Raw genomic sequence first — 25,432 nt, forward strand, 5'->3', positions numbered from 1 at the left:
GACAAAAATATGATAAGATATTTGTATTCAAAACAAAGCGAGGAGCTTGCGTCATGATTTGTGAAAAAGATGAAAAAGGTATAGAGGCGCTCAGCCGGGAGATCTGTCCGCCTGACCGGGAGGCGATGGAGAAGGCGGCGGCTCGGCAGGAGGAACTTGCGAAGGTTCCCGGCAGTCTCGGACGGCTGGAGGATATTTCCATACGGATGGCGGGAATCACAGGAAATGTGACGGGCAACGACCTGCGGAAGCAGTGCATCGCCGTGTTCTGCGGTGATAACGGCGTTGTGGCGGAGGGCGTGGCTTCTGCGCCACAGACTGTTACTTTGTGCCAGACCATCAACTTTACCCGGCGGATTACCGGAATGAGCGCGCAGGCCCGCTACTTCGGCATCGATGTGCTGGACGTGGACATGGGCGTCGCGGAGGATATCCCGGAGGAGCTGTACACGGACAGCATGCTGACGGAGGACGGGAGCATCCCGGTGAAGATCGTGAACCGGAGCATCGCGCGGGGAACAAAGAACCTGGCGAAGGAGCCGGCGATGACGCGCCGGCAGGCGATACAGGGAATCCTGACCGGATTCGAGGCGGCGGATGCCATGAAAAAGGCGGGGATTCAGCTTTGCGGCATCGGCGAAATGGGAATCGGAAACACGACGACCAGCTCGTGTCTGCTGAGCGCGGTGACCGGCGTAGAGGCGGAGGATCTGGTGGGCCGCGGCGGCGGGCTGAATAATGAAGGCCTTGAAACGAAAATCCGCATTGTCCGCGACGCCGGCGAGCGGTGCCGGGATATGGATCCCATCGGCAAGCTGGCTGCCGTCGGCGGGTTCGATCTGTGTGCCATGACCGGATGTTATCTGGGCGCTGCCCGCAACCGCATGCCGGTGGTAATCGACGGATTTATCTCCATTGTGGCGGCCGTGATGGCGAGGGAGATTCAGCCGCTGGTCACCCATTATATGTTCGCCTCTCATAAATCCACGGAGTTGGGTTATAACACCGCGATGGAACGCCTCGGACTGAAGCCCATGTTCGATCTGGGAATGCGTCTGGGCGAGGGTAGCGGCTGCCCTGTTGCCTTCAAGATAATGGAAGCGGGCTGCGCGTCCATGGATCTGATGAAGACTCTGGCGGAGGGCTCTATCGACGCCGGATATCTGGAGGAAATCAAGAAAGGAAACTTTTTCTGATGAATATTTTTGTCAGCGGAGGATGCAAAAACGGGAAATCCCTTCACGCTCAGGAGCTGGCCCGGGATATGGCGGCGGACCGCGGAGCCGCGTTGTACTACGTGGCAACCATGATTCCGACGGATCAGGAGGACCGGACCAGAATCCGCAGACACCTGGCGGCCAGAGACGGCTGGGGGTTCGCGACTCTGGAACAGGGGACAGATCTCTGCGCTCTTCTGGAGAGACCGGATGTGGACAGAAACGGCGTGTTTCTGATGGACAGCGTGACGGCGCTTCTGTCCAACGAGATGTTTCCGCCGGAGGGAGAGTATGACCCGGATGCGGGAGCACGGGTTGCCGCAGACCTCGAGCGGTTCGCGCGGGGAACCGGGAGCACGGTGTTCGTCTCGGATTATATCTATTCGGACGCCAGAGTGTTTGACTCGGTGACGGAAAATTACCGGCATGCGCTGGCCCTCTGCGACCGGACTCTGGCGGCGGTCTGCGACCGGGTCATTGAAACGGGTTTCGGATTTTTCAAGGAGCTGAAATGAAATTTATAACGGCTTTTTTCATGGCGTGGGGGAATTTCATTACGCTTCCCTGCCCGTACAAAAAATGGGACGGCGGGCTGAAGAACATGATGCTGGCGTTCCTGCCTCTGACCGGTGCGGTTATCGGGAGCATATGGGGACTGGTGATCTGGAGCATGCGGAGCATCGACGTGGTGCGGCCGCAGGGCCTCGCAGTTCCCTCGCCTCTGGCGGCGGTTCTGGCTGTGTTTCTGCTGTTCGCTCTCTGCGGGTTCATGCATTTGGACGGCTTCATGGACTGCAACGACGCAATTCTCTCCCGCCGGCCCATGGAGGATAAACAGAGGATTCTGAAGGATTCCACGGTGGGAGCATTCGCCGTGGTGGCACTGATGTTTTTGCTGCTGGCGTGGTATGCGTGTATGAATGTATGCTGGAACAAAGTTCCATGTGTAGTGCTCTTCATGATTCCGGTGCTCAGCCGCAGCCTGTCGGGTGCTGCCGTGATGCGGCACAGGCCGCTCGGAACCAGTCAGTACAGGGAGGATTACCGGCAGCCGGGAAAGTGGAAATGGCATATGATGGACGGCGTTTTATGCGCGATCTGTGTTCTGCCCGCGCTGGCACTGGCGTATCGGCAGAGCTTTCTCCGTCCGGCCGCACTCATGATCATCGTAATGGTGATGACAGCGGGGATTGCCGGGCGCTATGCACGGAAACAGCTGGGCGGCATGAGCGGCGACATCGCGGGATATATGATCTGCTGGTCGGAGCTTGCGGGAATCCTGACGTTGGCGGTGACCGCGGGAAACTGAACGGACAGACACGCAGAGCCGCCCCGGACTTTGTTCGGCGACACCGGTGAGAATGCGGAAACTCGAACGGACAGACACGCAGAGTCGCCCCGGACTTTGTTCGATGACGTCGGAGCGACTGTGGGAAATCAAGAGAAGGAGAAGACAACATATGATATTGATATTTGGCGGAGCGTTCCAGGGCAAGCTGGATTACGCAAAGGAAACATACGGGCTGTCGGACGGAGAGATATTCGACTGCGCCGAGAACGACGGCAGCTACTGGCCGTCCGTGGACCTGAACGCGAGGGCGCTGAACCATTTCGACCGTTTTGTGCTGGCCTGCGTCAGGGAAGGCATCGAGGCCAAGGAATATTTGGTGTCCAACGTGGACGCGCTGAGCGACAAAATCATACTGGCGGATGATGTGACCCAAGGGGTCGTACCGATGAACAGGGATGAGCGCGCCTGGCGGGAGGAGGTCGGACGTTGTCTGGTCTACCTCGGAAAGCATGCGGAGCATGTGATCCGGGTCTATTGCGGAATTCCGCAGGTGGTGAAATAATGGTGTCCAGACTGATTCTGCTGCGTCACGGTCTGACAGAGGGGAACCTGAAGGGCTGGTTTTACGGCGGGGTTGACATTCCGCTGGCACCGCAGGGGAGAGAGGCGCTCTGCCGTCTTCGTGACAAAGGCGTTTACCCTGAGGTTCCGGACGACGCTCAGTTCATCGTTTCCGGACTGGAAAGAACCGTGGAAACCTTGCGGATTCTCTATGGAGAGCGGGAGTACAAAGTAATTCCCGAACTGCAGGAGATGCGGTTCGGCGAATTCGAGTGCCATACCTACGATGAGATGAAGGGCAATTGGAAGTTTGACCGTTGGATTCTTGATGAAACAGGCGATGCGGAGCCGCCCGGAGGGGAGTCCCGCAATGAGTTCCGCAGCCGTGTATCTGCCGGCAGAAAGAAGCTGATAGGACTCCATCGGCTGAAAATGTGGTCGCACAGGCACGGCGGACAGGATGCGGTCACGGTGACGGTCTGCCACGGCGGGGTGATTGCCGCAATGATGATGGAACTGTTTCCCGATGTAAACGGTAACATGTGGGACTGGATTCCCGAGCCGGGATTTGGATACATCGTGGAAATACAGGAAGGAGAAGCAGTGAGTTACGAAAAAATTACGGACATCAGACGGCTGGGCTTCGGGCTCATGCGTCTGCCGATGAAGGAAAAGGAAATCGATATCGAAACTGTGAAGCAGATGGTCGATCTGTTCATGAAACGCGGCTATAATTATTTTGATACGGCTTACAGTTACCACAACGGAGAGTCGGAGGCCGCGGTGAAGGAGGCGCTGGTGGATCGCTATCCCAGAGACAGTTTCTATCTCGCCACCAAGCTCCCGGCTTTTCTGGCGAAGAGTGAGGAGGAGGCGAAGGAGATTTTTGAGACATCTCTGCGGCGCACAGGAGCGGGCTACTTCGACTATTATCTGCTTCACAACCTCGGCGAGGACAGAACGCATTTCTATGAGGATTATCACCTCTGGGACTTTGTGAAGGAAAAGAAGGAGGAAGGAAAGATCCGCAACTTCGGGTTTTCTTTCCACGACAAAGCAGAACGCCTCGAGGAGGTGCTGGCCGCGCACAGCGACGTTGATTTTGTACAGCTCCAGATCAACTACATGGACTGGGAGGATGAAGCGGTGGAGGCCCGGAAATGCTATGAAGTTGCAAGGGCATACGCCAAGCCGATTATCGTGATGGAACCGGTGAGGGGCGGAAATCTGGTCAACCTTCCCGAGGGTCCGGCGAAGCTCCTGGAGGCGGCTGATCCGCAGGCCGGTCAGGCGTCCTGGGCGCTGCGGTTCGCGCTGGGACTGCCCGGAGTTCTGACGGTGCTCAGCGGCATGTCGGATCTGGCGCAGATGGAGGATAATCTGAACACCGCCGACAATGGTAAGCCTCTGACAAAGGATGAACAGGCGCTCCTGGAAAAGGTGGCGGAGGAGATGCGCAGCCTGCCCAGCATCCCCTGTACAAACTGCGGTTACTGCGTCAAAGGCTGTCCTCAGGGAATCGTGATTCCGGGAATTTTCAAGGCTATGAACAATCGCAGCCTGTATCATGATCCGGGTGCACAGGGAACCTACAAGTGGCAGACCCGTGACGGCGGCGTGGCCTCCAGATGCATCGAATGCGGGCAGTGTGAGGAAGTCTGTCCACAGCACATCGGCATCATTCAGGAACTGGCGGCTGCTGCGGAAATCTTCGAGTAGCATTGCCGGCAGCGCACGCCGGCCGGCCGACATGCGCGAATGACACTGTGTGCCGCTGGGCGCCGCACGCCGATAACGACGGCCGCCGACAACGAGACGGCGAACAAAGTCAAATCCGGCCGGCGATGCCGGAAGACTGGCGACGACGCACGCCACTGCACAATGTTCGGCGACGCACGCCCATGACGCCGGTCGCCGACAACGCGCGGTATTCGCGAAACCGCACGCGGCAGAGCATGCCGCGCTGTGCGAAAAACATATGAAGAAGCTTTTGTAAAAAACACGGAGGGATATACGGAAGGAGTACGACGATATGAATGACAGAGAACTGGCGAACCTGACACGTGAACAGCTGATTAAACTGCTGCGGGGAGCGACGGAGGACAAAGAAGCGCTGGAGCAGGAGATGGATGTCACCAGAGCGCAGGCGAATAAACTTTTGGCGGAATCACAGGAAAAACTGAACAGTACTAGACGACAGCTCAACTCAGTAAAAAAGCAGTATGAAGAGGCTGCGAAGCAGCTCTCGGAGGCGCAGGAAAAACTGAAGAATCGTCAAATTACGATGGATAAAGCGGGGTCTATTGCGGAGGCGACCGCATCTCTGAGCGGTATCTTTGAGAAGGCGCAGGAGACCGCAAATGATTATCTTTCCAATATCCGTACGATGCAGCAGCGCACCGCGGCAGAGGTTGCCGCACTGAAGAACGCGGCGGTGGAGGAAGGCAAGAAGGCTCTCGCTGAGGCCAACGCCAGACGCAAGGCAGCGGCAGATGAAGCGGCCGGTGCGCGTAAGAAAGCGGAGGCGGAAGCCGCGGAGACAAAGAAACAGGCGGAAGAGGAAGCCGTAGGCATCAGATATGCAGCCAAAATGGATGCGGAGGCAAAAAAAGCGGAAGCAGCCAAGGAAATTGAAACGAAAAAAGCGGCGGCTGATAAGGAAATTGAAACAAAGAAAGCGACGGCGGCCAGAGAAATCGAGACTAGGAAAGCGGAAGCAGACAGAGAAATCGTAAAGCTCCGCCAGAAGGCAGAGGAAGACGCCCGTACCGCAGTTGCTGAGGCAATGGTCCGTCAGCAGCGCATCAATGAGAAAATTCAGCAGAAGGCGGACGCTGAGCGGAAAGAAGCGGAATCCCTCCTTTCTCAGGCGGAGGTTCTGCGGACGCAGGCTGAGCAGGTACTGAAGGATTCCAAAAGCCGGGCTCAGGAGGAACTGGCAGAGGCCCGTAAACGTGCCGATGCTCAGGTTGCCGCCGCAAGAAAACGTGCTGACGCCCAGGTTGAAGAAGCACGCGCCAAGGCAGACGCCAAAATCGCCCTGGCCGAGCAGAAGAGCCACGAGCTGATCGACGCAACACGCAAACAGTGCGAAGAACTCCTGGCCAGATTCAGAGGCTGAGGAATTCAATGCCCTCGCAAAAGGTGCTGAAATGTTTTCACACGAGGTGGTGAAATGTTCTCTCGAGAGATGCTGGAATGTTCTCGCAGCAGATGCAGGAATGCTTTCGCAAGAGGTGCCGGAGTAAACTTGCAATAGTTTCGGAAAACACCCTGACGGATATTCGACACCGATTTCGCTACCCCCGCTTGGCTATAGACGTCGCCAACCTGTCCACTCACGAGAGTCACTGACTGGTCCGGTTCTGGCTGTCGTAAATTCGTCAATCTCAGGCATCTCCAACCTGTCTGCCCTCGGCCGTCACCCTCCCGGGGTTTGTATCATGTTAAATGGAATCACTGAAGAAGTTGACCGTCAGCGCCGTGGCACACAACCCGGTGGCAGCGTGCACCGTCAGAACCGGCAGAGCGGAACGCCGATTTGGCAGGAGGAACGTCGAATGCACTTTGTAACAGCGAAAGGAATTTTGTCTCCGCGAAACGGAATGAACCTGTACAGGGGTTGTACTCACGGCTGTATTTACTGTGATTCCAGAAGCCGGTGTTACCATATGGATCATGATTTTGAAGATGTCGAGGTCAAGGAAAACGCCACGGAGCTGCTGGAGATCGCACTGCGGCAGAAGCGGAAAAAATGCATGCTGGCGACAGGTTCTATGACTGATCCTTACATTCCTCTGGAGGCTGAACTGGGGAATGTCCGGAAGGCGCTGGAGCTTGCCGCACGATACGGATTTGGGTTTACTTTGATCACAAAATCAGACCGGGTGCTGCGGGATCTCGATCTGCTGAGGGCAATCAATGAGAAAACAAAATGTGTTGTGCAGATGACGCTGACAACCTGCGATGAAACACTCTGCTGCCGGATTGAACCGAATGTGAGCACGACGAAGGAACGTGCGGCTACCCTGCGAAAGCTGAATGAGGCGGGTATTCCGACTGTCGTCTGGCTCTGTCCGATCCTTCCTTTTATCAATGACACGGAAGAGAATATCCGGGGCATCATTGATTATTGTGCGGAGGCGAAGGTACGCGGAGTGATCTGTTTCGGAATGGGGATGACACTTCGCGAAGGCAGCCGCGAGTACTTCTACCGCCAGCTGGACCGGCTTTTCCCCGGAATGAAGGAAAAATACATACGGACTTACGGAATGCGGTACCAGCTAGAAAGCCCGCGCGCCGATATGCTGATGGATCTGTTCCACAGCTTGTGCGAAGAAAAGGGAATACTGCATGACAACGATCAGATTTTCAAATACCTCAGCACCTTTGAAGAAAAGAATGAATCCGTGCAGTTGGATCTGTTCGAGAATTTGATGACCGTCTGACTTTATCGTGCCCGCCTCTCTCCGGTCTTCATGCTCCCGGAGTTACCGCGTCCGACCCTTGTGCACCTGACTTTATTGCAGCGGGTTCTCGTGCGGCCGGTCTGCATGCACCTGACTTTATTGCAGCGGGCCCTCGTGCGGCTGGTCTCATGCTTCGGACTTTATCGCATCGGGCCCTCGTGCGCCGATACATTGTCTATGCATGCGTTTAATACATTTTTTTCACACGTGGATCCCTCACGGCGGTAGTGTAAAATAAGTGTGGAACTTTTCCGAGGGATTTAGAAAAAAGGAAATAGAGGTCAACTCTTTGTGTTGAAATAGAATTTGCAAAAAAAAAACACGAAGGGAGCGACCTCTATGAATTGCAGTAATAGTATACACCAGATCGCAATGGATTTGGGAAGAAAAAACATAAAAAGAACAGAAAACGGTGAGATTCAGGATCTGGATCTCATGGCGAAGGACATTGCCGAGGATTGCCGCACATCAGCCAGAGCTATGGTGGAAGCGACACTGAAGTATCTGAATGAATCTATTCGCGAGGACAAAAGCGAACGTAAACAGCGAAATCAGCCGTCAGACGGTGAGAAACCATACAGGTTCCGGAAAAACAGCCGGACGAGAAACGAAGTCCGGAAGTCCTGCACATATACGCAGACGAAGACCATGTCCATATGCAGAAACCGAAGAAGGAGAGGGGAAAACAAAATCAGATCGTCCCGCTGGTCACAGTGAGCGAGGGAATTGAGAAAGTGAGCGAACGGCGAAACCGGACGATCCGGCCGATGCACTTTGTGGATGAAGAGTTTAACGGAAAGCAGTTGTGGGAAAGCGTAGAAGGCTATATAGCCAAGGCGTATGATACGGAAACGCTCAAACACACTTATGTACATGGAGGCGGCGAAAAATGGATTGAAAAGGGGCTGAACGCATTCAAACGAACAAAACATATCATAGATGGATATCATTACCAGAAGGAACTGGATCGAATCTGCAAGCGGTTTTCGAAGAGAAATGTGAGGACAGTCATTACAACCGCAATCACAAACGACGATAAACACAAAGTGGATCACTTTCTGCACACGTTGATGGAGGCGCGCCGGAAGAAGATGTGGCGGCAGCGAAAAGTTTTGGAACATATCTGCTGAATCAGTGGGTTCCGATTCGGAATTATGTCACACTGGATATTCCGGGAAGTTGTACGGAAGGTCAGATCAGTCATGTACTCTCCGAACGATTCAGCCGGAATCCGATGGGATGGAGCAGGAAAGGACTGGCGAAACTGAGCAAAATCAGGGTCTTGAAACTTAATGGACAAAAAATCACAGCGGCTGATTCCAGAGGCGAACAAGAGGAGACCTACCGGGAATATGGCGAGCGAATGATACAGGAATACTTGAAGGGATGTACAGACTGGAGTGTATTTGAGCGAGAAGTCCCCATCTACGATACAAACGCAGGAATGCAGAGACTGCTGCAGGCGTATGGACAGAATCACGGGGCTTTAAATTAGAAGCAAATTAAAAATACAAGAGAGTTGTCAACCGAAAAACTCCACAATAAGTTGACACCGCCGAATACAAGTGTGCGATAGAATAGATGCAGGATGAATGTCTTGAATATATCAACGATCGGAATCCGGATATTGTTCCGATCGCGGACGAACTTACATATTACTACGATTATGGTGATGGCTGGGAAGTAAAGATTACATGCGAGGAAGGTTATCATGCCGTCTGGGAAAATGATGACTTTGACTATACTGCGGCAGATGAACATGAGATCTTGGAACACATACTGTCAATTGATGAGGAAGCGGCTTTTTATGACAGCAGCAGTGAAAAAGTTTCGGAAGACTTGCAGAACACGCTTAATGAGATTCAGTATCTGAGAAAACCTCTCTGTGTATATGCAGATGGGTTAAATGTTATGGATGATGTCGGCGGATACGGAGGGTATATTGATTTCCTGGAAACGATCCATGGCGCAGATCGTTATGCTGCAAAAGAGATGCGCGACTGGGCAAGGCGGATGGGATGGACGGGGAGAACGAGTAAGCCCGAGAACATGCTGTAGTCTGCCGGACAATACCCTCGGGTCACCGCCCCGCATGACCGGCGGGATCGGCCGGGTTCATCTATTGACGTAGACGGTGGAAACCTGGAGTCAAAAGCTTTAAACGCATCGGAAATTCACGAAAAACTCTGATTGGTACGATAGTTGCTTTATTTTTGTGCTGTAAAATATTTCTGAAGGCCTGTCGTGGAATAAAGCGCAAAGGAGGGTATGATGAAATTTCCGAGGAAGCTTATGAAAGGCGGTACTATCGGGTTGGTGAGCCCAAGCTCGCCGGTGGATCGCCAGAGAGAAGAGGCGTGTATTAAAGTAATTGAAGATATGGGATACCGCGTGAAGGCGGCGGATAATATCGCGATGGGAGCGGACGGATATCTGGCCGGACCTGACCGCCGCAGGGCAGACGGGGTGAACGAGATGTTCAGGGACCCCGAGGTGGATGCGATTTTCTGTGTCCGGGGAGGAGACGGAAGCGCTCGAATTATGGAGTATCTGGACTGGGATGCGATTGCGTCGAATCCGAAAATTTTCGTCGGCTACAGTGATGTCACCAACCTGCATCTGATGCTGTCGCAGAAATGCGGGATGGTTTCGTTTCATGGCCCCATGGTTTCATCAAACATTGTGGATCATTTTGATGATGTAACGAGGAGCAGTCTGTTTGATACGATAAACGCAACAGAGGATTTTTTGTATCGGAATCCTGCGGAGCTTGAGATCGGAGTACTATGTCCCGGCAAGGCTTCCGGACCGCTTACGGGCGGAAATCTCACACTTCTGGCCGCATCGATCGGAACACCGTATGAAGTGGATACAGAGGGAAAGATTCTTTTCATTGAAGAGGTACACACCCATCTGAGCAATATGGACCGGCTGATGAGCCAGCTGCGCAACTCAGGGAAACTTGCCCGGGCGAAGGGAATTCTCCTCGGGCAGTTTACGGATTGTGAGAGTGACGGAGGCGATTATCTCATGTACGATATGTTCTGGGATATGACTGCGGATCTCGATATTCCGGTAATGTACGGGATTTCTTCGGGGCACGGATTTCCCATGACCACACTGCCGATCGGAGCACAGTGCAGCATAGACACAGAGGACAGAACCATACGGTTTCATGTGGAAAGATGAATCGATGAAATAAACTGCTAAATTCGAAGAGACGAAAACGGAGAATATCAGAAAAAGAAAGAGCTGCGCGCTGAACATGATGCAGTGGTGTCATGGTTCGTTCACGATACATCACGTCTGATGCGGCAGCTCATCCCCGTTATGAAAGATATAGAGTTATATTGCGGACGCATATGAGCCGCGCGACGCGCGGTCGGCGGCAGATGCGCGGATAAAAGCCTGCATGACCGGGAGCATACTGTCTGATGCAGTCAGCATCATTTCCGGATGCCATTGTAAACCCCAGACAAACTGACTCCCCTCGTATATGATCGCTTCTGTTACGCCGTCCTCCGCTCTTGCAACCTCCTTCAGCCCTTTTCCGAGAGATTTGATCGCCTGGTGATGGAAACTGTTGACCCAGAATTCACTGCCGAGCAGTCTGGCAATCGGCGAATCCTCATCGCAGGTCACGCGATGAGAGAGCGTGGCCTTGGGCGCTATGGTGTAGTGGCGCTGTGTCGTGGGAATTTCTTTAAGATCCTGGTACAAAGTGCCGCCCAGTGCGACGTTTATGATCTGACATCCTTTGCAAATGCCCAGAATAGGTTTTCCGGAGGCAAAAACCAGGTTAAAAACGTCCAGTTGAAACCGGTCTGTAGGAGGATGAATCACACCCAGACCTTCGTGACACGGCTCGTTGTAGAATTGAGGAGCGAGGTCAATGTCACCCGGAAACAGAAAACCGTCGCACAGCCCCACATAGGGAGTCAGATCCAGCGGAATGTCAATCAGAGGAATCTGTACGGGAATCCCGCCGCCTTTGATCACTGCCTGCACGTAGTCAGTGCAGACAGAACTCCGGATAAATTCCGGATTATCATCATTTCTTGTATTCACGATCCCGATAAAGGGACGGCTGCTGTTCTCTCTTGTATTGGACACTTTCTTTTCCTTTCTCTTTGAATGAGAGTCGTTCGAAGAAATCCGAACGGGATCAGCAATGGTTTATTCTGACGGATCATTGATATAGATCCGTTCGGGTCGCGTCCCCAGACTGACCAGAATATCATTTTTGATTGTGCCGGTCAGTTTGGAGGCTTCTTCCGCGGTCATCGCGCCGTCACTTCCGTCACTGAGTATGATCGCGAGATCCCCGGGCGCAACATCCGGAATGTCGGTGACATCCACGATGCACTGATCCATGCACATGACGCCGATCAGCGGAGCCTTTTCCCCGTGAATGGAGACGTAGCCTTTACCCTGTATACTTCGGAAGAGTCCGTCGACATATCCGAAGGGAAGCGTGGCGACGATACTGGGACGCTGAGCGCGCCATACATAGTCGTAACTGACGCCTTCGCCGGGCTGCAGGCGATGCAGTTCCGAGACTCTGGTCAGAAAACGGACTGCAGGAACTACAGGAAGGTATCCTAGGTGAAAAGAGTGCATTCCGTAAATCAGTGACCCCGGCCGGACCATATTCAGCCGGTATTCGGGGTAGTCTACACACGCGATACTGTCAGAGATGTGCTTGTATTGAAAACTCAGTCCGTCCCGCTCCAGGGTGCGCACAAAGTCTGTAAAGCTGTGAAATTGTTTTTCATTCTCTTCGCGGTTTGTCAGGGCGAGGTGAGAGAAGATACCCTCGATTTCCAGATTCGGCAGCTTCGTCATTCGGAGAATTTCTTTACGGTATGCTTCGCCGGGAACCTGCCCAAGACGGTGTAGTCCGGTATCAACCTTGAGATGTACCTTGGCAATTGTGTTCTGCTTTTCGGCATATCGGCTGAGCAGCCGGGCCTGATCATAGGAAAATATGGTCTGCGTGATATGGTTTTCGATAACATAGTGAAGATACTGATCCGGTGTGTGTCCGAGAATAAATACAGGGTAATCCGGATACACGGATCGAAGTTCCATTGCTTCGCTCAACGTGGCGACAGCCAGATATGCGGCACCGGCGTCCATCAGAGTTCTGGCGATCCGAACGGCACCGTGGCCGTATGCGTCTGCTTTGACCACAGCCATTACAGACACGTCAGGACCGTTCATTTCACGGATCTTCAGAAAGTTGTCATAGAGTTTTTGCAGATCGATTTCGATGATTGTGTCACGATATGTTCCGGTTGTTTTCATATGGATATCAGTTCCTTCCTCAAAATGCAGTATGAGATCAACAGAAACGGGCTTCTGTAACAGTTAAATATGACTATATATAATGCAATAATTATGCCGCATATCAGAAGAAAGGACGAATTCAGGAAGGGTTTCTGTGCAGCCATTCCGCACCGGCGGAAGTGATGGTCGTCCCTTGCCGCCCCCGGCCGATCGTGATATATCCGTCCTGTTTCAGACCGTCCAGAATATTGCGGAGACGGCCGTCGCTGATGAGGATGTCCCGGTCCCGCAGCTGATTTAGAATTGAGGTGCGTCCCAGAGCATGGCGCGTATTCTGGCATGCATAAAGGAGGTCGAGGATTTCGGCCCGGATATGACGGTCGCTGTTCAGATCCACGGACGAAACGTGCCGCAGCCGATGATTTCCGGGTTGAAAAAGTGTCGGAGGAAGTGTTCCGAAGGTAGTAAAATAAATGGACGCGTTTTCCAGCTCACGGACATTTCCCGGCCAGTCATACTGCTTCAGTGCCTCCTTTTGTCTGGCTCGGATATTCTCGTATTTGCTGCCGAGGAATTCCTGAAACAGTGGAAGGATGTCTTCCCGGCGGTTTCTGAGCGGCGGAATCCAGATCGGAATTACGTTGAGCCGGTAATACAGGTCGTTGCGGAATGAGCCTGCGCTGACCAGCGCCTGCAGATCACGATTTGTCGCCGCTATGACGCGAACGTCGACGTCTATGATTTTGTCACCGCCGATTCTCATGATCTGCCGCTCCTGAAGCATACGGAGAAGACTGGACTGCATTTTAGGCGAAATATCGGCGATTTCATCCAGGAATATCGTTCCGTGATTCGCCTGCTCGAAGAGACCGGTCTTGCCGCGTTTGCCGGGGCCGGTGAAGGAGTTCGGATCATAACCGAAAAGCTCGCTTTCCAGCAGAGATTCAGGGAGCGCGGAGCAGTTAATGGCAACAAATGGATTAGAACTGCGGTGTGACGCATTGTGGATAGACTGAGCGAAAAGTTCTTTCCCTGTACCGCTTTCACCGGTCAGCAGAAGGGTATGATTCGTTTCCGCCGCTCTCTCCGCAGTTTGAATGCACTCGTCCATAACGCGGCTCTGGTGTATGATGTCGGAGAATCTATGTTTGGCAAACAGTCCCTTGTCATGGATTTTTCGTGAGACGGTGCTTTCGATATCGCGGATTTTCCCGGCGTCGATCATCTTGATATAGTAGCCGATATTTAAATCCCGGAGATAGAGCGGGTAGCGGCTGACAAGGTAATTGATCCCCTCGTGGGTGATGACATGTTCTTCGGCGGGAGCGCTTCCTTGAATCTGGCGGACAGCCTCTGCGTCAAAATAATCCTTCAGACTGCTTCTGAGAGTGGGACTTCCGTGAAGGATCCGGTTGGCGGGTTCGTTGGTAAAGACAATGCGTTCCCGGGAATCGATGGTGATGAAGGCGAAAGGGGAACTGCCCAGAATCCGGTCGATGATCTGTGACTTAATATAATTATCCACAAAGTGAGCCTGCATATCATTTTCACAGGTGACGATTTCGCTGAGGTATTTAATCAGCCGCGACTCAATCACTTCGTTGTTGAGATGGATGCGGTTGGTCAGCTGAAGCAGAGAATCGAAGCTGATTTCTCTATAACTGCAGTCCAGCACATTTGTGATAAAGGGCGGAACAAGCTGGCGCTCATGAAAAGTGATAGCGTCAGTGCCGGTGCGGGTGTTATAGATAATCTCGATTTTTTTCATGATGCGTTCTGCTCCTGTAGCTGTTCTTCTTTTTCTTTTACAAAAATAAGGATGGCTCCTGCGGCTTCCTTATACTCAATTATAGCCGGTGGAGAAAATCTTTCAAGAACGGCAACAGGATTTAATGAGATTTTATCCTATTAATCCTATTTAATCCAATTTGTGCATCCATTTTCCGCTTCGCATCCGGAGCAGGCAGCAGCACGCTCGGACGACCCAGTCTGCCGCCATAGGGATCCAGATTCCTACGAGCCCGGCCTGAAACATATGAATCATGATAACCGCCAGTGTGATGCGGACGACCCACATTCCGGCAACGCCGATAACAAAGGGTCCGACGGTATCGCCGCCGCCCCGCAGGATTCCGGAGACGACATTGGTAATTCCGACGGCGGGTTCGGCGAGAGCCTGAATCCGCAGAACCTGAGCGCCTGCGGCAATTACGCCGGCATCGCGGATGAAGAGTCCCATGAGTTCGGGAGCGAATATATACAGGAGAACCGCGCAGGCAGAAATGAGAATAACCCCGTCCAGGATACAGTCGCGGCTGTAGGTTTTAGCCAACTCGGGACGGTTCGCGCCGAGGGACTGAGCGATAAGGGTGGTTGCGGATACTCCGAAGGAGTAAGCAGGCATATAGCAGATCTGTTCAGCGGTGTTGGCGAGCTGATGCGCTGCCAGGGCAGAGGTTCCGAGACCGGTGGCAAGCATGGTGACGACAAGCTGACCGCCTGAGATGGTAATGCGTTCCAGTGCTGTGGGAATTCCGAGGGTCAGAGCCTGTTTTTGGATTTTCCGGTCCAGTCTGAAACGGTCGTGGAGAGAGATTGAGACGCTCAGGTCAGGATCGAAGATCCTGTGAATGATCATAATTCCGCAGACCGCGGCTCCGGCGGCAGTGCCGAGAGCAGCGCCCGAAACGCCCAGACCGGCGCCCCATACACGGAAAGGAATTCCGAAAAGGACGATGGTGCGTGGCTGATAGATGAAGAAGAAATTTCCGACAATGTTCACCGCATTGTTGAGAATGCTGTATATCATCGGAGAGCGGGAATCGCCGGCTCCCCGTATGATTCCGCCGCCGACAAACAGGAACATGTCGAATACGTAGACCGCACCGGTGATCCGGAAATAATTGACGGAGTCCTGGCGGATGGAAGCATTTGCACCCATCCAGCCGGGGAGAAAGGGTGCGATGAGAAACTCGACCAGAAGGGTGATGATCAGTCCGAACCCGACCATTGTCAGAAAGGACTGGCGCACGATTTCCTTTGCTTCTGCGAAATCGCGGTATCCGACGGCCCTGGAAACTAAAACAGAGAAACCGACACTTACTCCCATCATGAGTCCGCCGATGAGCCATATGGTGGAGGTGACAACTGCTATCGATGCTGTAGCATCCACACCGATAGAGCCTACCATGGCGGTATCTACGTAATTGACCATCATGCTGAGAAGCTGCTCAACGATGATGGGCCATGTGAGGATCAATACGGTTCGGCGTGAGGACAGACGATTATTCAGGATGTCGATTTCTCTGCTCATAGTTTTGCTAAGCCTTTTTTTTAGGCCCTCCTCTGATAGACTCGTGTGTAATTCCGGACGGCCCAGGCTTTACCGCCACGGAGAAGAAATCTGGAAACGCCCAGATGTTCTTCCGGTCTGGAGACACTGCGCCGGCTGAAGAGTGTGTCACCACAGTATACCAGAAGCTGCGGTTCTCCGTCAAAATTCGCGTACAGGTTCCCGCCGAGATCTGCGGTCACACTGAAAATGGAGGGCGTCGCCTCCTCGCTGGTATAGATGCCGGTCAGCATTTCCGGTTCACTAAAACGTGTTCCGACAGGATGTGCCCATACATGGGAGGTTTCGAGGGGCAGTCCCAGAATCAGATTATAGAGAACCCACTGAAATTCTTCTGTAGAAACGTCTCCGAGATTGCAGAGGGCAGTCATTCCGTAGCCGCCGTGAATTCCGTCGTCCATAATCAGACCACCGTAGGTGGATACTCCGTGGAGTCCGCCTGCGTGCTCGCAGATTACGCGTCCGGCCATGGTTCGTTTGTTCAGTCCGAGGCAGTAGAATGGCTCTGCGGTTTCCGGAAATTCATGCCCGATCAGGATATCCACGGCTTCTGCCGGGATCACCTGCCGTCCGTCAAACATTCCTTTGGCAGCCAGCATCTGATAATATCTGGAAATGTCTCGGGCGGTGGATTTGACACAGGCGCAGCCCCGGAACGGGGGGAGTACAGACCAGATATCATCGGCGTAAAGCTTATGGTTGTCATCGTAATCGAACAGCTGTGTGATATTGCCTCCGGCAAGCGCTATCGCCTCGCTTCCGTCCAGATCAAGGACGCTGCGAGTCATGCCGAGCGGTTCGAATATCCGCTCTTTCAGGAACTGCTCCAGCGGGATTCCGGCAGCCTGATCCACAACATAGGACAGAATTGCATATGCATCGTTTGAATAGCTCATGCACTCCCCCGGTGCTCCAAGAGGCTCGTAATCGTGGCTGTCGGATATATAATCGATCACCTGATCGATGGTTTCCATTTTGTTTGGAGCGGTCTTTTTCAGATATTCCGAGGAAACTGAACTGCGTTCCGGGGTGTTCATTACGATGGACCATTCCAAAGGCGCAATAGGAGGAATTCCGGCCGTATGCATGGCTAGATGCCGCAGCGTCACACATTCCCTGGGCGTTCCCGGAATTCTGAACGCAGGGAAATATTTGATTACGGGATCGTCGAAATTCAGTTTTCCTTCTGTTTGAAGAATGGCACAGCTTAGAGCGGTCAGTGATTTACTCATTGAGGCGATGCCGTATACGGTGTCAGGGTCGGCGGGTCTGGTTTTGTCAAAGTCGGCGAAGCCGTAACCCTTTTCGAAAATAATTCCTTCCGGGCCCCGGATGCATACGGTTACGCTTGGGAATCCCGAAGTCTGGAATTTCTCTGACAGATATTGATCGAGCCGGGTAATGTCGTATTTCATAAGGTGCCTCCGTAATAAGATATAGATTCGTGTTGTTTCCTGTATTGTTGCACAATAATCTCGAGATATAAGAATACAATTTTCATGCCAATGGGGGTCTTCTTTAAGGCACAAAGAATAGGCTTCGAGTGGAAAAAAAGACTGCGCAAGGGCCGCCGAATATGTTTACTGCATTATTTATTGATATCTCAAGCATATTCGATGGCTGAGCACGCATTAATTAGGGCTATAGGTGGCGAAAGGGGTAGGCTGCAAGGAAAAACTGCGAGAAGAATTTATGAAAAATCTGTGAATTTTTTGCGTGGATGGTATGGAACTTGCAACACTTATGAGATGATTTTGAAAACTTGCTTGCGCGTGAATTGTCCTGAAAGCCGGACTTGTAGTGTGTGTAGTAAGAAAAAAATATTACAGACAAAGGAGATGGTTATGTAGATGAGAGATTATATCATTAAAAGACTGCTGATCGGAATACTGTTACTGTTTTCAGTTTCTGTTCTCGTCTTCGCTATGCTGTTCCTGATGCCGGGCGATCCGGTTACGGTTATGGCGGGACCCTTGGCGAAGGCGTCTGAACTCGAGGGGCTGAGACATCAGTACGGACTGGATCGGCCGATTGTGGAACAATATATCACCTGGCTTTCTAAGATGTTTCACGGAGATTTTGGAATATCCTATAAATACAGACTGCCGGTATGGCAGCTGTTGCAGTCCGCGATTCCGGTGAGTCTGTACCTCACGATAATCACGCTGATTATTGAGTATATCGTGGCGATCCCGCTGGGACTGCTCTGCGCATACAAAAAGGATAGCCTTTTTGATCATATTACAGTGAATGTCACGCTGGTGCTGACTGCGGTTCCGTCTTTCTGGCTCGGCGTTCTGATGATCCTGGTTTTTGCGGTCAAACTGCAGTGGCTTCCGGTCAGCGGGTTTGAATCCTGGCAGAACTATGTCCTGCCGATCTGTACTGGTTTCCTCGGCGGAATCGCGTCGACTCTGCGACTGGTTAAATCGGAGGCTATTGATGCGCTGCATGAGAAATATGTGGTGACTGCATATGCGAAAGGACTGAAGAAAAGAGAGGTCCTCTATAAGCATGTGCTGAGAACTTCACTTATTGTTGTTACCGTTAATGTTTTTATGTCCGTCCCCTGGCTGATTTCAGGTTATATTGTCATTGAGAAAATCTTCGGAATCCCGGGCATGGGAAATCTGATGGTAGAGTCCATTGTCAAGCAGGACTTCAACGTAATACAGGGAACAATTATGATTATTACAGCTCTGACGGTTCTCTGCAACATTCTGAGTGACATAGTGCTCGGCATCCTGGATCCGCGAATCAGAATATCAGTAACCGGAGGTGATCAATAATGAATGAAAGTCCATTCAGAGAATTTTGGAAATCCTGTTATAAGAACGGAAATTTTATGGTCGGATCGATTATGATCCTGAGTGTGATTTTCATCGCAATTTTTGCGAATCAGATTGCACCGTATTCATATACGGATATTCATGAATCTGATATCCTGACCGCCCCCTGTGCGCAGTATATTTTCGGTACTGATGATATGGGGCGGGATCTGTTCAGCAGAATTGTATTCGGCACTAGGATTACGCTGGAGGTAGCTATTATCGGAGCCGGACTGCAGCTGATCGTCGGTGTTTTAGTTGGTCTTCTCTGTGGGTACTACGGTGGAGCCGCAGACAGAGCGCTGACCTTTGTTGCTGATCTGACCTGGTGTATCCCCGGAATGATCATGGCGCTGGCGGTGGTGACGATTATCGGATCGGGCCTGATCAAGGCCATCATCGCGATTTCCATTGTAGCGTGGGCGGCTTACGCCCGAATGGTCCGGGCCAAGACTATGTCAATAAAAAATATGGCGTTTATTGAAACAGGCAGATCCTTCGGTGAATCGGACTGGTCGCTGATGTTCCGATATATTCTGCCGAATATCGTTCCGATTTTGATTGTAACCGTGTCAATGCAGCTGCCGGGAACGATTTTGTCAACTACGACACTGAGTTTTCTGGGCGTCGGTTCACAGCCACCGTCGCCTGACTGGGGTCTGATGGTCGCGGAAGGCATAAATTTCGTGGAACAGGGACCGTGGATGGCCATTTTCCCGGGCCTCGCACTAGTATATGTTGTCCTTGGGTTCAACATCATGGGAGAAGGGCTGAGAGATCTTCTGGATCCGCGAATGAAGTCACAGTAGGGAGGAGAGCAATATGAATGAAGAACTATTGAGAATCGACAACCTGTCTGTGGATTACAAAGTCAGGGACGGATTTTTGTCAGCTGTAAAGAATGCATCCTTTGAAATCAGGAAAAAAGAGATCTTTGCGATTGTCGGCGAGTCCGGATGTGGAAAATCCACGATTGCCCATTCAATTCTCAGACTGCTTCCGGAGCATAACGAAATCATAAAAGGACAGATAATGTTCAAGGGGAAGGATCTGAATCAGGCAACAGAAAAAGAGTTGGAGGCTGTAAGGGGGAAGCAGATCGGAATGATCTTCCAGAATCCTCTTGATTCCCTGAATCCGGTGTACACTACAGGGAAACAGGTGGAGGAGGGAATTCTGATTGATAAAATCCCCAGAGAAGAGGCTTGGAATCGTGTAATCGAGATGTATAAGGATGTGAAGATGCCGGATGCTGAGCGTCGGGCAAAAAGCTATCCGCACGAGTTGTCAGGCGGCATGCGGCAGCGTGTTATGATCGCCATGATGCTTGCAAGAGATCCGAATCTCCTGATCGCGGACGAGCCGACGACAGCGCTGGATGTGACGATCGAGGCACAGATTCTCAGACTGATCAAGCAGTTGAGAGATGAATATGGAACTGCGGTCATGCTGATTACGCATAATTTCGGGCTCGTAGCGGAGATTGCGGATTATGTGGCCGTTATGTACGCGGGCATGATTGTGGAAACCGGGACAGTATATGATATTTTCGATCATCCTATGCATCCGTACTCAAGTCTGCTGATGAAGGCGCTTCCGCGGATGACGAAGAAGGAAGGACGTCTGACGACGATTGATGGAAGTGTGCCCCGGCTGACCAGCGACAAACCGGGATGCCGTTTTGCGAATCGCTGTCCATTTGCGAAGGAACGTTGTTTTAATGAGGATCCGGACATCAGAAAGATCTCGGAGACGCATAACGTCAGATGCTTTTTGGAAAAGGGGGTGGATGTACGATGAAAGAAGCGCAGATTGAACTGACCCATGTCAAGAAGTATTTTGAGATAACAAAGGGAATTATCAAGCAGAAAAAAACCTATGTCAAGGCTGTAGACGATGTCACGATGACTATCAATAAAGGTGAAATCGTCGGACTTGTGGGAGAGTCCGGAAGTGGAAAAACCACACTTGCCCGGGTGATTCTCAACCTTACGAAGCCGACGGGCGGCACCGTGATATTCGATCATGTAGATCTGTCGAAGGCAACGAAGCAGGAAAAGAAAGAATTTCACACCAAGGTGTCCGTTGTTTTCCAGGATCCTGCGTCGAACCTGAATCCCCGGGAAACCGTGCAGAGTTCGATTATGCGACCGCTGGTAATCCACGGAGTGCCGAAAGCCGAGGCGAGGGAGAAAGCGAAGGAAACCCTGGACATGGTCAAGATGGATCAGCGGTATCTGAATAGTTATCCGCACCAGTTGTCCGGCGGTCAGCTTCAGAGAATTGCTATCGCGAGAGCGCTTGCGATGAATCCGAAAATCATGATTTTGGATGAGCCTACTTCGGCGCTGGATGTTTCCGTGCAGGCACAGATTCTGAATCTGCTGCTGGATCTGCAGGAGAAATTCAACCTGACTTATCTTGTCATAACGCATGATCTGAATGTTATCCGCTATATCAGTGACAAGATCGCAGTCATGTATCTTGGCCGTCTGGTGGAATTCGGACCGACTGAAGAGGTGACGCAGAATCCGAAACATCCGTATACGCAGGGTCTGATGGCGGCGGCACCGATTCTTGATCCACATCTGAGAGGACGTAAGGAATACATCATGAAGGGTGAACCGGGAAGTCTGGTCAACCTGCCTGAAGGATGCCATTTTCATCCCAGATGTCCGTTTGCAACAGACCGGTGTAAAACTACAGCTCCTGGCGGATATTTATTATCCGATGAACATAAAGTGGCCTGTCATTTATGCGAGCAGGAGGCCGTTGGCATTGACCGGGAGGTTTTCCCGGATTCAACAAAGTAGAACTCATAGTTTACAGTAAAGGAGTGAGAGATTATGAAGAAGAAATTGTTGGTCGTGCTGTTGGCGACGGTTGTCGCGATTGCTTTTTCCTTTACAGGATGCGGCAGCAAGGACAAAGGAGGCAGTTCGGCCGCGGACAAGGAGAAAACCAAGGCAGGAGGGAAAACGCTGATTATCAAGGACGGTTCCTGGTCCGGGATCGATCTCTTCCAGGTGTCAGACTGGAACGACATGCAGTGCCTGGTTGCGGATTCTGTTCTTACTAAGGATCCCAAGACCGGGAAAGCGATGCCGGGAATCGCTTCCAAATCTGTCTGGAGCAAGGATGGCAAAACCTGGACGCTGACGTTCCCCAAGGGGATGAAATATTCTACGGGCAAAGAACTGGAGCCGGAAGATTTTGTTGCAAGTGTCAAATACGGACTGAAGGTAAGCCCGTACAAGGACGGATACTCCAATATCAAGAACATGGAAATCAAGGGCAGAAAAGTAATTGTCCACTTCAAGAAGTTCCATGCTGATACGGAATTCAACTTTATGACATGCTTCACAGGCATCATTGACAAGGATGAAATCGATTCGATGACAAAAGACGATATGCTGTGGGGATGCCACCCCTATGGCGCCTACTACGTCGACAAGTATGAGCCGGGTGCATATGTGATCCTGAAGGCTAATCCGGGATATAAGACAAATAATCCCAAGGTGAAGAACAAAGGCGTGTGCCCGATCAAGAGGATCAAGATCGTGTTCTCCGGAGAAGACTTCACACTGGCGAAGGGCGTGCAGAACGGAGATTATGACGTCCTGTCCACTGTACCTGCGAATTATTACAAGGAACTGAAGAAGTCTGACAAAGTGACTGTCAAGGAAGCTGCGGGCGCGCAGGTCTATTATGCGGAGCTCAATACGACAAAGGGAGCGCTGAAGGATGCGAAGGTCCGGGAAGCGATCATCCGCGCGATTGACAGAGAGACGATGGTGAAACATCTGAATTCTTACGAGAAACCGGCATACAGTCTGATCCTGGATAAGTGTCTGAATTACGACTCGAGTGTTCCGTCATGGTACAAAGCAAAATACGGATATAACAAGGATGCGGCACTGAAGTTGCTGAAAGAAGCCGGATATAAGAAAAACAAAGACGGAATCATGGAAAAGAACGGAAAAACGTTGTCCTTTACTTTCGATGACAGAGATGATACAGTTGCGAAGAGAGTAGGGCAGTCGATTCAGAAGGATCTGAAGGCGATCGGAATCGAGATGAAGATTTCAACTCAGGAATGGTCCTACGTTAATCAGGATGTCGTAGATGGGAATTTCGATATAGCGTATCTGGGACTCGGCTGGTCAGAACCGTTCCTGCTGATGGATAATTTCTGCATGAGACAGGAGAAGGAAAAAGACATGGTTTCCAATCTCGATCCTAAGGGTCAGAAGGCTCTGATCCAGAAAGCCAGAGAGACTGTGGACTATGAGGCCCGTACTCCGATCATCACCCAGCTGCAGAAGAAGCTTTTCGATTACAAGACCATTATTCCGCTTTTGGCTGAAAACAATTACCGCTGCTGGAGATCTGAGATCAAGGGAGTGGTATGGGCTACGAACGGCGACTTCTACCTTAATGATGTCAAGACAGACAAGAACGGCAACTTCAGGAATGTCAAATAGTTAATACAGATGAACGATATCACCGCCTGATTTGTAATCAGGCGGTGAACCGCGCAATGAATTCAGGAGGTTTGTTTGAATGAAAGTATTTATCAGCGTTGATATAGAGGGCGTCACCGGCGTCACAAGCTGGAAGGAAACGGAAAAAGGAAACGAGGAGTACGACCGTGCGGCTGTCCAGATGAAAAAAGAAGCACTGGCAGCCTGCCAGGGCGCGCTTGACGCCGGGGCGGATGAGATATGGGTAAAGGACTCCCATGATACCGGAAGAAATCTGTGGATTGACGAATTTCCGGAGCAGGTCAGACTGATCCGCGGATGGATGTATACACCGGATTCCATGGTGGCGGGAGTTGACGGAAGCTTCGATGCGGCCCTGTGCGTGGGCTATCATTCCGCCGGAGGAACAGGAGGCAATCCCCTGTCACATACGATGACTTCGGACGGGTTGTTCTGGACGAAACTGAACGGTGAATATATGTCTGAGCTGATGCTCCATACGCTTGTCTGCGCCGGGTACGGGGTTCCGATGATTTTTGTCAGCGGTGATGAAGAACTCTGTGACACTTCAAAGGAACAGATCCCCGGTCTGCTCACAGTGCCGACAAAGAAAGGTATCGGCGGCGCAACGATCAACCGCAATCCTCAGGTTGTGTGCCGGGAGATCCGGGAGACTGTGAAGCGGGCTTTGGGAATGGATCATACGCTGATCAACACGAACCGGGATTTCAGGCTGGAGGTCTGCTACCGTCAGCATCCGGACGCTCTGAAGGCCAGCCATTACCCCGGAGCGAAGCTTGAGGATCCCTTTACCGTGAGCTTTGAAACGGACTGCCTCAGGGATCTGCTCACCGCGTTTTATCTGATTCATTAAAGGGAAGGAAATGTGTGGCAGCAGCATATGAGAATTGATTTTACCAAGATGCAGGGTGCCGGAAACGATTTCATTCTGATTGACAACCGGGACGGAAGATTCCCGGAGACACTCTGCCCCCGGATCGCGAAACAGCTCTGCCGCCGGAGATTTTCTGTCGGGGCGGACGGTATGATGTTTGTAGAACGCCCGCGGGAAAACGGCGATTATCGTATGGTTTTCTATAATTCTGACGGAAGTCCGGGCGAAATGTGCGGAAACGGAGCGCGATGTGTTGCCCGGTACGGCTATGAGCACGGCCTGGCCGGTGAGACGCAGAATATCGAGACGACGGCCGGCCTTGTGCGGGGGCGGAGGATCGATGAGGAACGATATCGCATTCGGCTGAACGATGTGAGCGTCATGAAACTGGGAGTGAAACCGGAAACCGAGGCGGGGGCCGAAGACGGGGTCATTTTCTGCGATTATGTCGAGCTCGGGAATCCCGGAATTCCCCATGCGGTCGTTGAGGTCCCCGGTCGGGAAATGCTTGCTCCCGAAAGCCTGAGGAAGACTGCGGAGGCAATTCGCCATTCTCCGGCGTTTCCCAGGGGCGCAAATGTTAATTTTTACTTCGCAGGCGACGACGGGACGGTGGAGGAACTGACATTTGAGCGCGGAGTGGAAGATTTTACTTATGCGTGCGGTACGGGAACCGGATCGGTGGCAGCGGTACTGACGAAACGCGGACGGATCGGAGAGGGAACAGTTCGTTTTCATATGCCCGGCGGATTTCTGGACATAGAGGTCTGCAAAGACCGTCAGACAGATAAAATTACAGATTTGTATCTTACCGGAAGTGCTGTGATTGTAGCGGAAGGAACGGCAATCTTCTGATTCCCTCAGAAGGATGACAGAACTGCTCGATGCGTTTATCGCAGAGCAGTTTTTTTCAATGAGGGAATTTTTTTGACCAAATTATTCAGATAATTTGCATTCCGAAATGATCGGTTGTAGAATAAAAGATAACGGCGGGCTATTCCCGCACAGAAAATGATATCGGCCGCTGTCGGATAACAGGCAGACGG

The 25,432-nt window shown here is 51.8% G+C and carries 24 protein-coding genes; 19 read left to right on the forward strand and 5 right to left on the reverse strand.

Features of this window, described 5'->3' with window-relative positions:
* The first annotated feature begins 53 nt into the window (after positions 1 to 53).
* The 12 genes from cobT to FYJ64_RS02790 all read left to right on the forward strand — a co-directional run bounded on the left by cobT (position 54) and on the right by FYJ64_RS02790 (position 10,727).
* Positions 54 to 1,196 (forward strand): nicotinate-nucleotide--dimethylbenzimidazole phosphoribosyltransferase, encoded by a 1,143-nt coding sequence (gene cobT, locus FYJ64_RS02735; RefSeq protein WP_154573726.1) that lies wholly within the window; start codon positions 54 to 56, stop codon positions 1,194 to 1,196.
* Entirely contained in the window at positions 1,196 to 1,732 is a 537-nt protein-coding gene (locus FYJ64_RS02740) for a bifunctional adenosylcobinamide kinase/adenosylcobinamide-phosphate guanylyltransferase (protein ID WP_154573727.1), read from the forward strand. Before cobT ends, FYJ64_RS02740 begins: the two co-directional genes overlap by 1 nt.
* On the forward strand, positions 1,729 to 2,526 hold the full coding sequence (locus FYJ64_RS02745; RefSeq protein WP_154573728.1) for an adenosylcobinamide-GDP ribazoletransferase: 798 nt from the start codon (positions 1,729 to 1,731) through the stop codon (positions 2,524 to 2,526). The genes FYJ64_RS02740 and FYJ64_RS02745 overlap by 4 nt, the downstream gene beginning before the upstream one ends.
* Positions 2,527 to 2,677: 151 nt before the next feature.
* Positions 2,678 to 3,070, forward strand: a complete 393-nt coding sequence (locus tag FYJ64_RS02750) for a bifunctional adenosylcobinamide kinase/adenosylcobinamide-phosphate guanylyltransferase (protein WP_206045513.1) — start codon at positions 2,678 to 2,680, stop codon at positions 3,068 to 3,070.
* Positions 3,070 to 4,788, forward strand: coding sequence for an aldo/keto reductase (locus FYJ64_RS11710; protein ID WP_154573730.1), 1,719 nt, complete (start codon positions 3,070 to 3,072; stop codon positions 4,786 to 4,788). Before FYJ64_RS02750 ends, FYJ64_RS11710 begins: the two co-directional genes overlap by 1 nt.
* A gap of 313 nt (positions 4,789 to 5,101) precedes the next feature.
* Positions 5,102 to 6,190 carry a DUF883 family protein gene (locus FYJ64_RS02760; RefSeq protein ID WP_154573731.1) on the forward strand — a complete coding sequence of 363 codons (1,089 nt, stop codon included), beginning with the start codon at positions 5,102 to 5,104 and terminating at the stop codon, positions 6,188 to 6,190.
* Between the two features lie 439 nt (positions 6,191 to 6,629).
* Complete coding sequence (locus FYJ64_RS02765) at positions 6,630 to 7,517, forward strand: SPL family radical SAM protein (protein WP_154573732.1); 888 nt, start codon at positions 6,630 to 6,632, stop codon at positions 7,515 to 7,517.
* 393 nt (positions 7,518 to 7,910) lie between these two features.
* The gene (locus FYJ64_RS02770; protein ID WP_154573733.1) at positions 7,911 to 8,255 is read left to right on the forward strand and encodes a hypothetical protein; all 345 of its coding nucleotides are present in this window, start codon (positions 7,911 to 7,913) and stop codon (positions 8,253 to 8,255) included.
* Positions 8,195 to 8,668, forward strand: a complete 474-nt coding sequence (locus FYJ64_RS02775) for a UPF0236 family transposase-like protein (RefSeq protein WP_268891387.1) — start codon at positions 8,195 to 8,197, stop codon at positions 8,666 to 8,668. The genes FYJ64_RS02770 and FYJ64_RS02775 overlap by 61 nt, the downstream gene beginning before the upstream one ends.
* Positions 8,632 to 9,033 (forward strand): UPF0236 family transposase-like protein, encoded by a 402-nt coding sequence (locus tag FYJ64_RS11770; RefSeq protein WP_154573735.1) that lies wholly within the window; start codon positions 8,632 to 8,634, stop codon positions 9,031 to 9,033. The genes FYJ64_RS02775 and FYJ64_RS11770 overlap by 37 nt, the downstream gene beginning before the upstream one ends.
* A gap of 86 nt (positions 9,034 to 9,119) precedes the next feature.
* The gene (locus FYJ64_RS02785; RefSeq protein ID WP_154573736.1) at positions 9,120 to 9,596 is read left to right on the forward strand and encodes an IS1096 element passenger TnpR family protein; all 477 of its coding nucleotides are present in this window, start codon (positions 9,120 to 9,122) and stop codon (positions 9,594 to 9,596) included.
* 213 nt (positions 9,597 to 9,809) lie between these two features.
* On the forward strand, positions 9,810 to 10,727 hold the full coding sequence (locus FYJ64_RS02790) for a S66 peptidase family protein (protein WP_206045514.1): 918 nt from the start codon (positions 9,810 to 9,812) through the stop codon (positions 10,725 to 10,727).
* 156 nt (positions 10,728 to 10,883) lie between these two features.
* Here the strand turns inward: FYJ64_RS02790 and FYJ64_RS02795 are convergent, their stop codons facing one another.
* From FYJ64_RS02795 to FYJ64_RS02815, 5 genes are all read right to left on the reverse strand, one after another.
* Positions 10,884 to 11,651, reverse strand: a complete 768-nt coding sequence (locus tag FYJ64_RS02795) for a gamma-glutamyl-gamma-aminobutyrate hydrolase family protein (protein WP_154573738.1) — start codon at positions 11,649 to 11,651, stop codon at positions 10,884 to 10,886.
* Between the two features lie 63 nt (positions 11,652 to 11,714).
* Positions 11,715 to 12,845, reverse strand: coding sequence for an alanine racemase (gene alr / locus FYJ64_RS02800; RefSeq protein ID WP_154573739.1), 1,131 nt, complete (start codon positions 12,843 to 12,845; stop codon positions 11,715 to 11,717).
* A 121-nt stretch (positions 12,846 to 12,966) separates the two neighbouring features.
* Positions 12,967 to 14,595 (reverse strand): sigma-54 interaction domain-containing protein, encoded by a 1,629-nt coding sequence (locus FYJ64_RS02805; RefSeq protein WP_154573740.1) that lies wholly within the window; start codon positions 14,593 to 14,595, stop codon positions 12,967 to 12,969.
* A gap of 150 nt (positions 14,596 to 14,745) precedes the next feature.
* On the reverse strand, positions 14,746 to 16,140 hold the full coding sequence (locus tag FYJ64_RS02810) for an MATE family efflux transporter (RefSeq protein WP_154573741.1): 1,395 nt from the start codon (positions 16,138 to 16,140) through the stop codon (positions 14,746 to 14,748).
* A 20-nt stretch (positions 16,141 to 16,160) separates the two neighbouring features.
* Positions 16,161 to 17,594: a serine hydrolase domain-containing protein gene (locus FYJ64_RS02815; RefSeq protein ID WP_154573742.1), complete on the reverse strand. Its 1,434-nt coding sequence runs from the start codon at positions 17,592 to 17,594 to the stop codon at positions 16,161 to 16,163.
* 435 nt (positions 17,595 to 18,029) lie between these two features.
* Here FYJ64_RS02815 and FYJ64_RS02820 point away from each other — a divergent pair, with 435 nt between their 5' ends.
* From FYJ64_RS02820 to dapF, 7 genes are all read left to right on the forward strand, one after another.
* The gene (locus FYJ64_RS02820) at positions 18,030 to 18,968 is read left to right on the forward strand and encodes an ABC transporter permease (protein ID WP_154573743.1); all 939 of its coding nucleotides are present in this window, start codon (positions 18,030 to 18,032) and stop codon (positions 18,966 to 18,968) included.
* The gene (locus FYJ64_RS02825) at positions 18,968 to 19,816 is read left to right on the forward strand and encodes an ABC transporter permease (RefSeq protein WP_154573744.1); all 849 of its coding nucleotides are present in this window, start codon (positions 18,968 to 18,970) and stop codon (positions 19,814 to 19,816) included. The genes FYJ64_RS02820 and FYJ64_RS02825 overlap by 1 nt, the downstream gene beginning before the upstream one ends.
* Before the next feature lie 13 nt (positions 19,817 to 19,829).
* Positions 19,830 to 20,807 carry an ABC transporter ATP-binding protein gene (locus FYJ64_RS02830; RefSeq protein WP_154573745.1) on the forward strand — a complete coding sequence of 326 codons (978 nt, stop codon included), beginning with the start codon at positions 19,830 to 19,832 and terminating at the stop codon, positions 20,805 to 20,807.
* Positions 20,804 to 21,820 carry an ABC transporter ATP-binding protein gene (locus FYJ64_RS02835; protein WP_154573746.1) on the forward strand — a complete coding sequence of 339 codons (1,017 nt, stop codon included), beginning with the start codon at positions 20,804 to 20,806 and terminating at the stop codon, positions 21,818 to 21,820. The genes FYJ64_RS02830 and FYJ64_RS02835 overlap by 4 nt, the downstream gene beginning before the upstream one ends.
* A 33-nt stretch (positions 21,821 to 21,853) precedes the next feature.
* Positions 21,854 to 23,491: an ABC transporter substrate-binding protein gene (locus FYJ64_RS02840; protein WP_154573747.1), complete on the forward strand. Its 1,638-nt coding sequence runs from the start codon at positions 21,854 to 21,856 to the stop codon at positions 23,489 to 23,491.
* A gap of 79 nt (positions 23,492 to 23,570) precedes the next feature.
* Positions 23,571 to 24,365, forward strand: coding sequence for a M55 family metallopeptidase (locus tag FYJ64_RS02845; RefSeq protein WP_154573748.1), 795 nt, complete (start codon positions 23,571 to 23,573; stop codon positions 24,363 to 24,365).
* Between the two features lie 27 nt (positions 24,366 to 24,392).
* Positions 24,393 to 25,241, forward strand: coding sequence for a diaminopimelate epimerase (gene dapF, locus FYJ64_RS02850; RefSeq protein WP_154573749.1), 849 nt, complete (start codon positions 24,393 to 24,395; stop codon positions 25,239 to 25,241).
* Positions 25,242 to 25,432: the final 191 nt, after the last annotated feature.

This window comes from Hornefia butyriciproducens, assembly GCF_009695915.1.
Classification (GTDB): domain Bacteria; phylum Bacillota; class Clostridia; order Peptostreptococcales; family Anaerovoracaceae; genus Aminicella; species Aminicella butyriciproducens.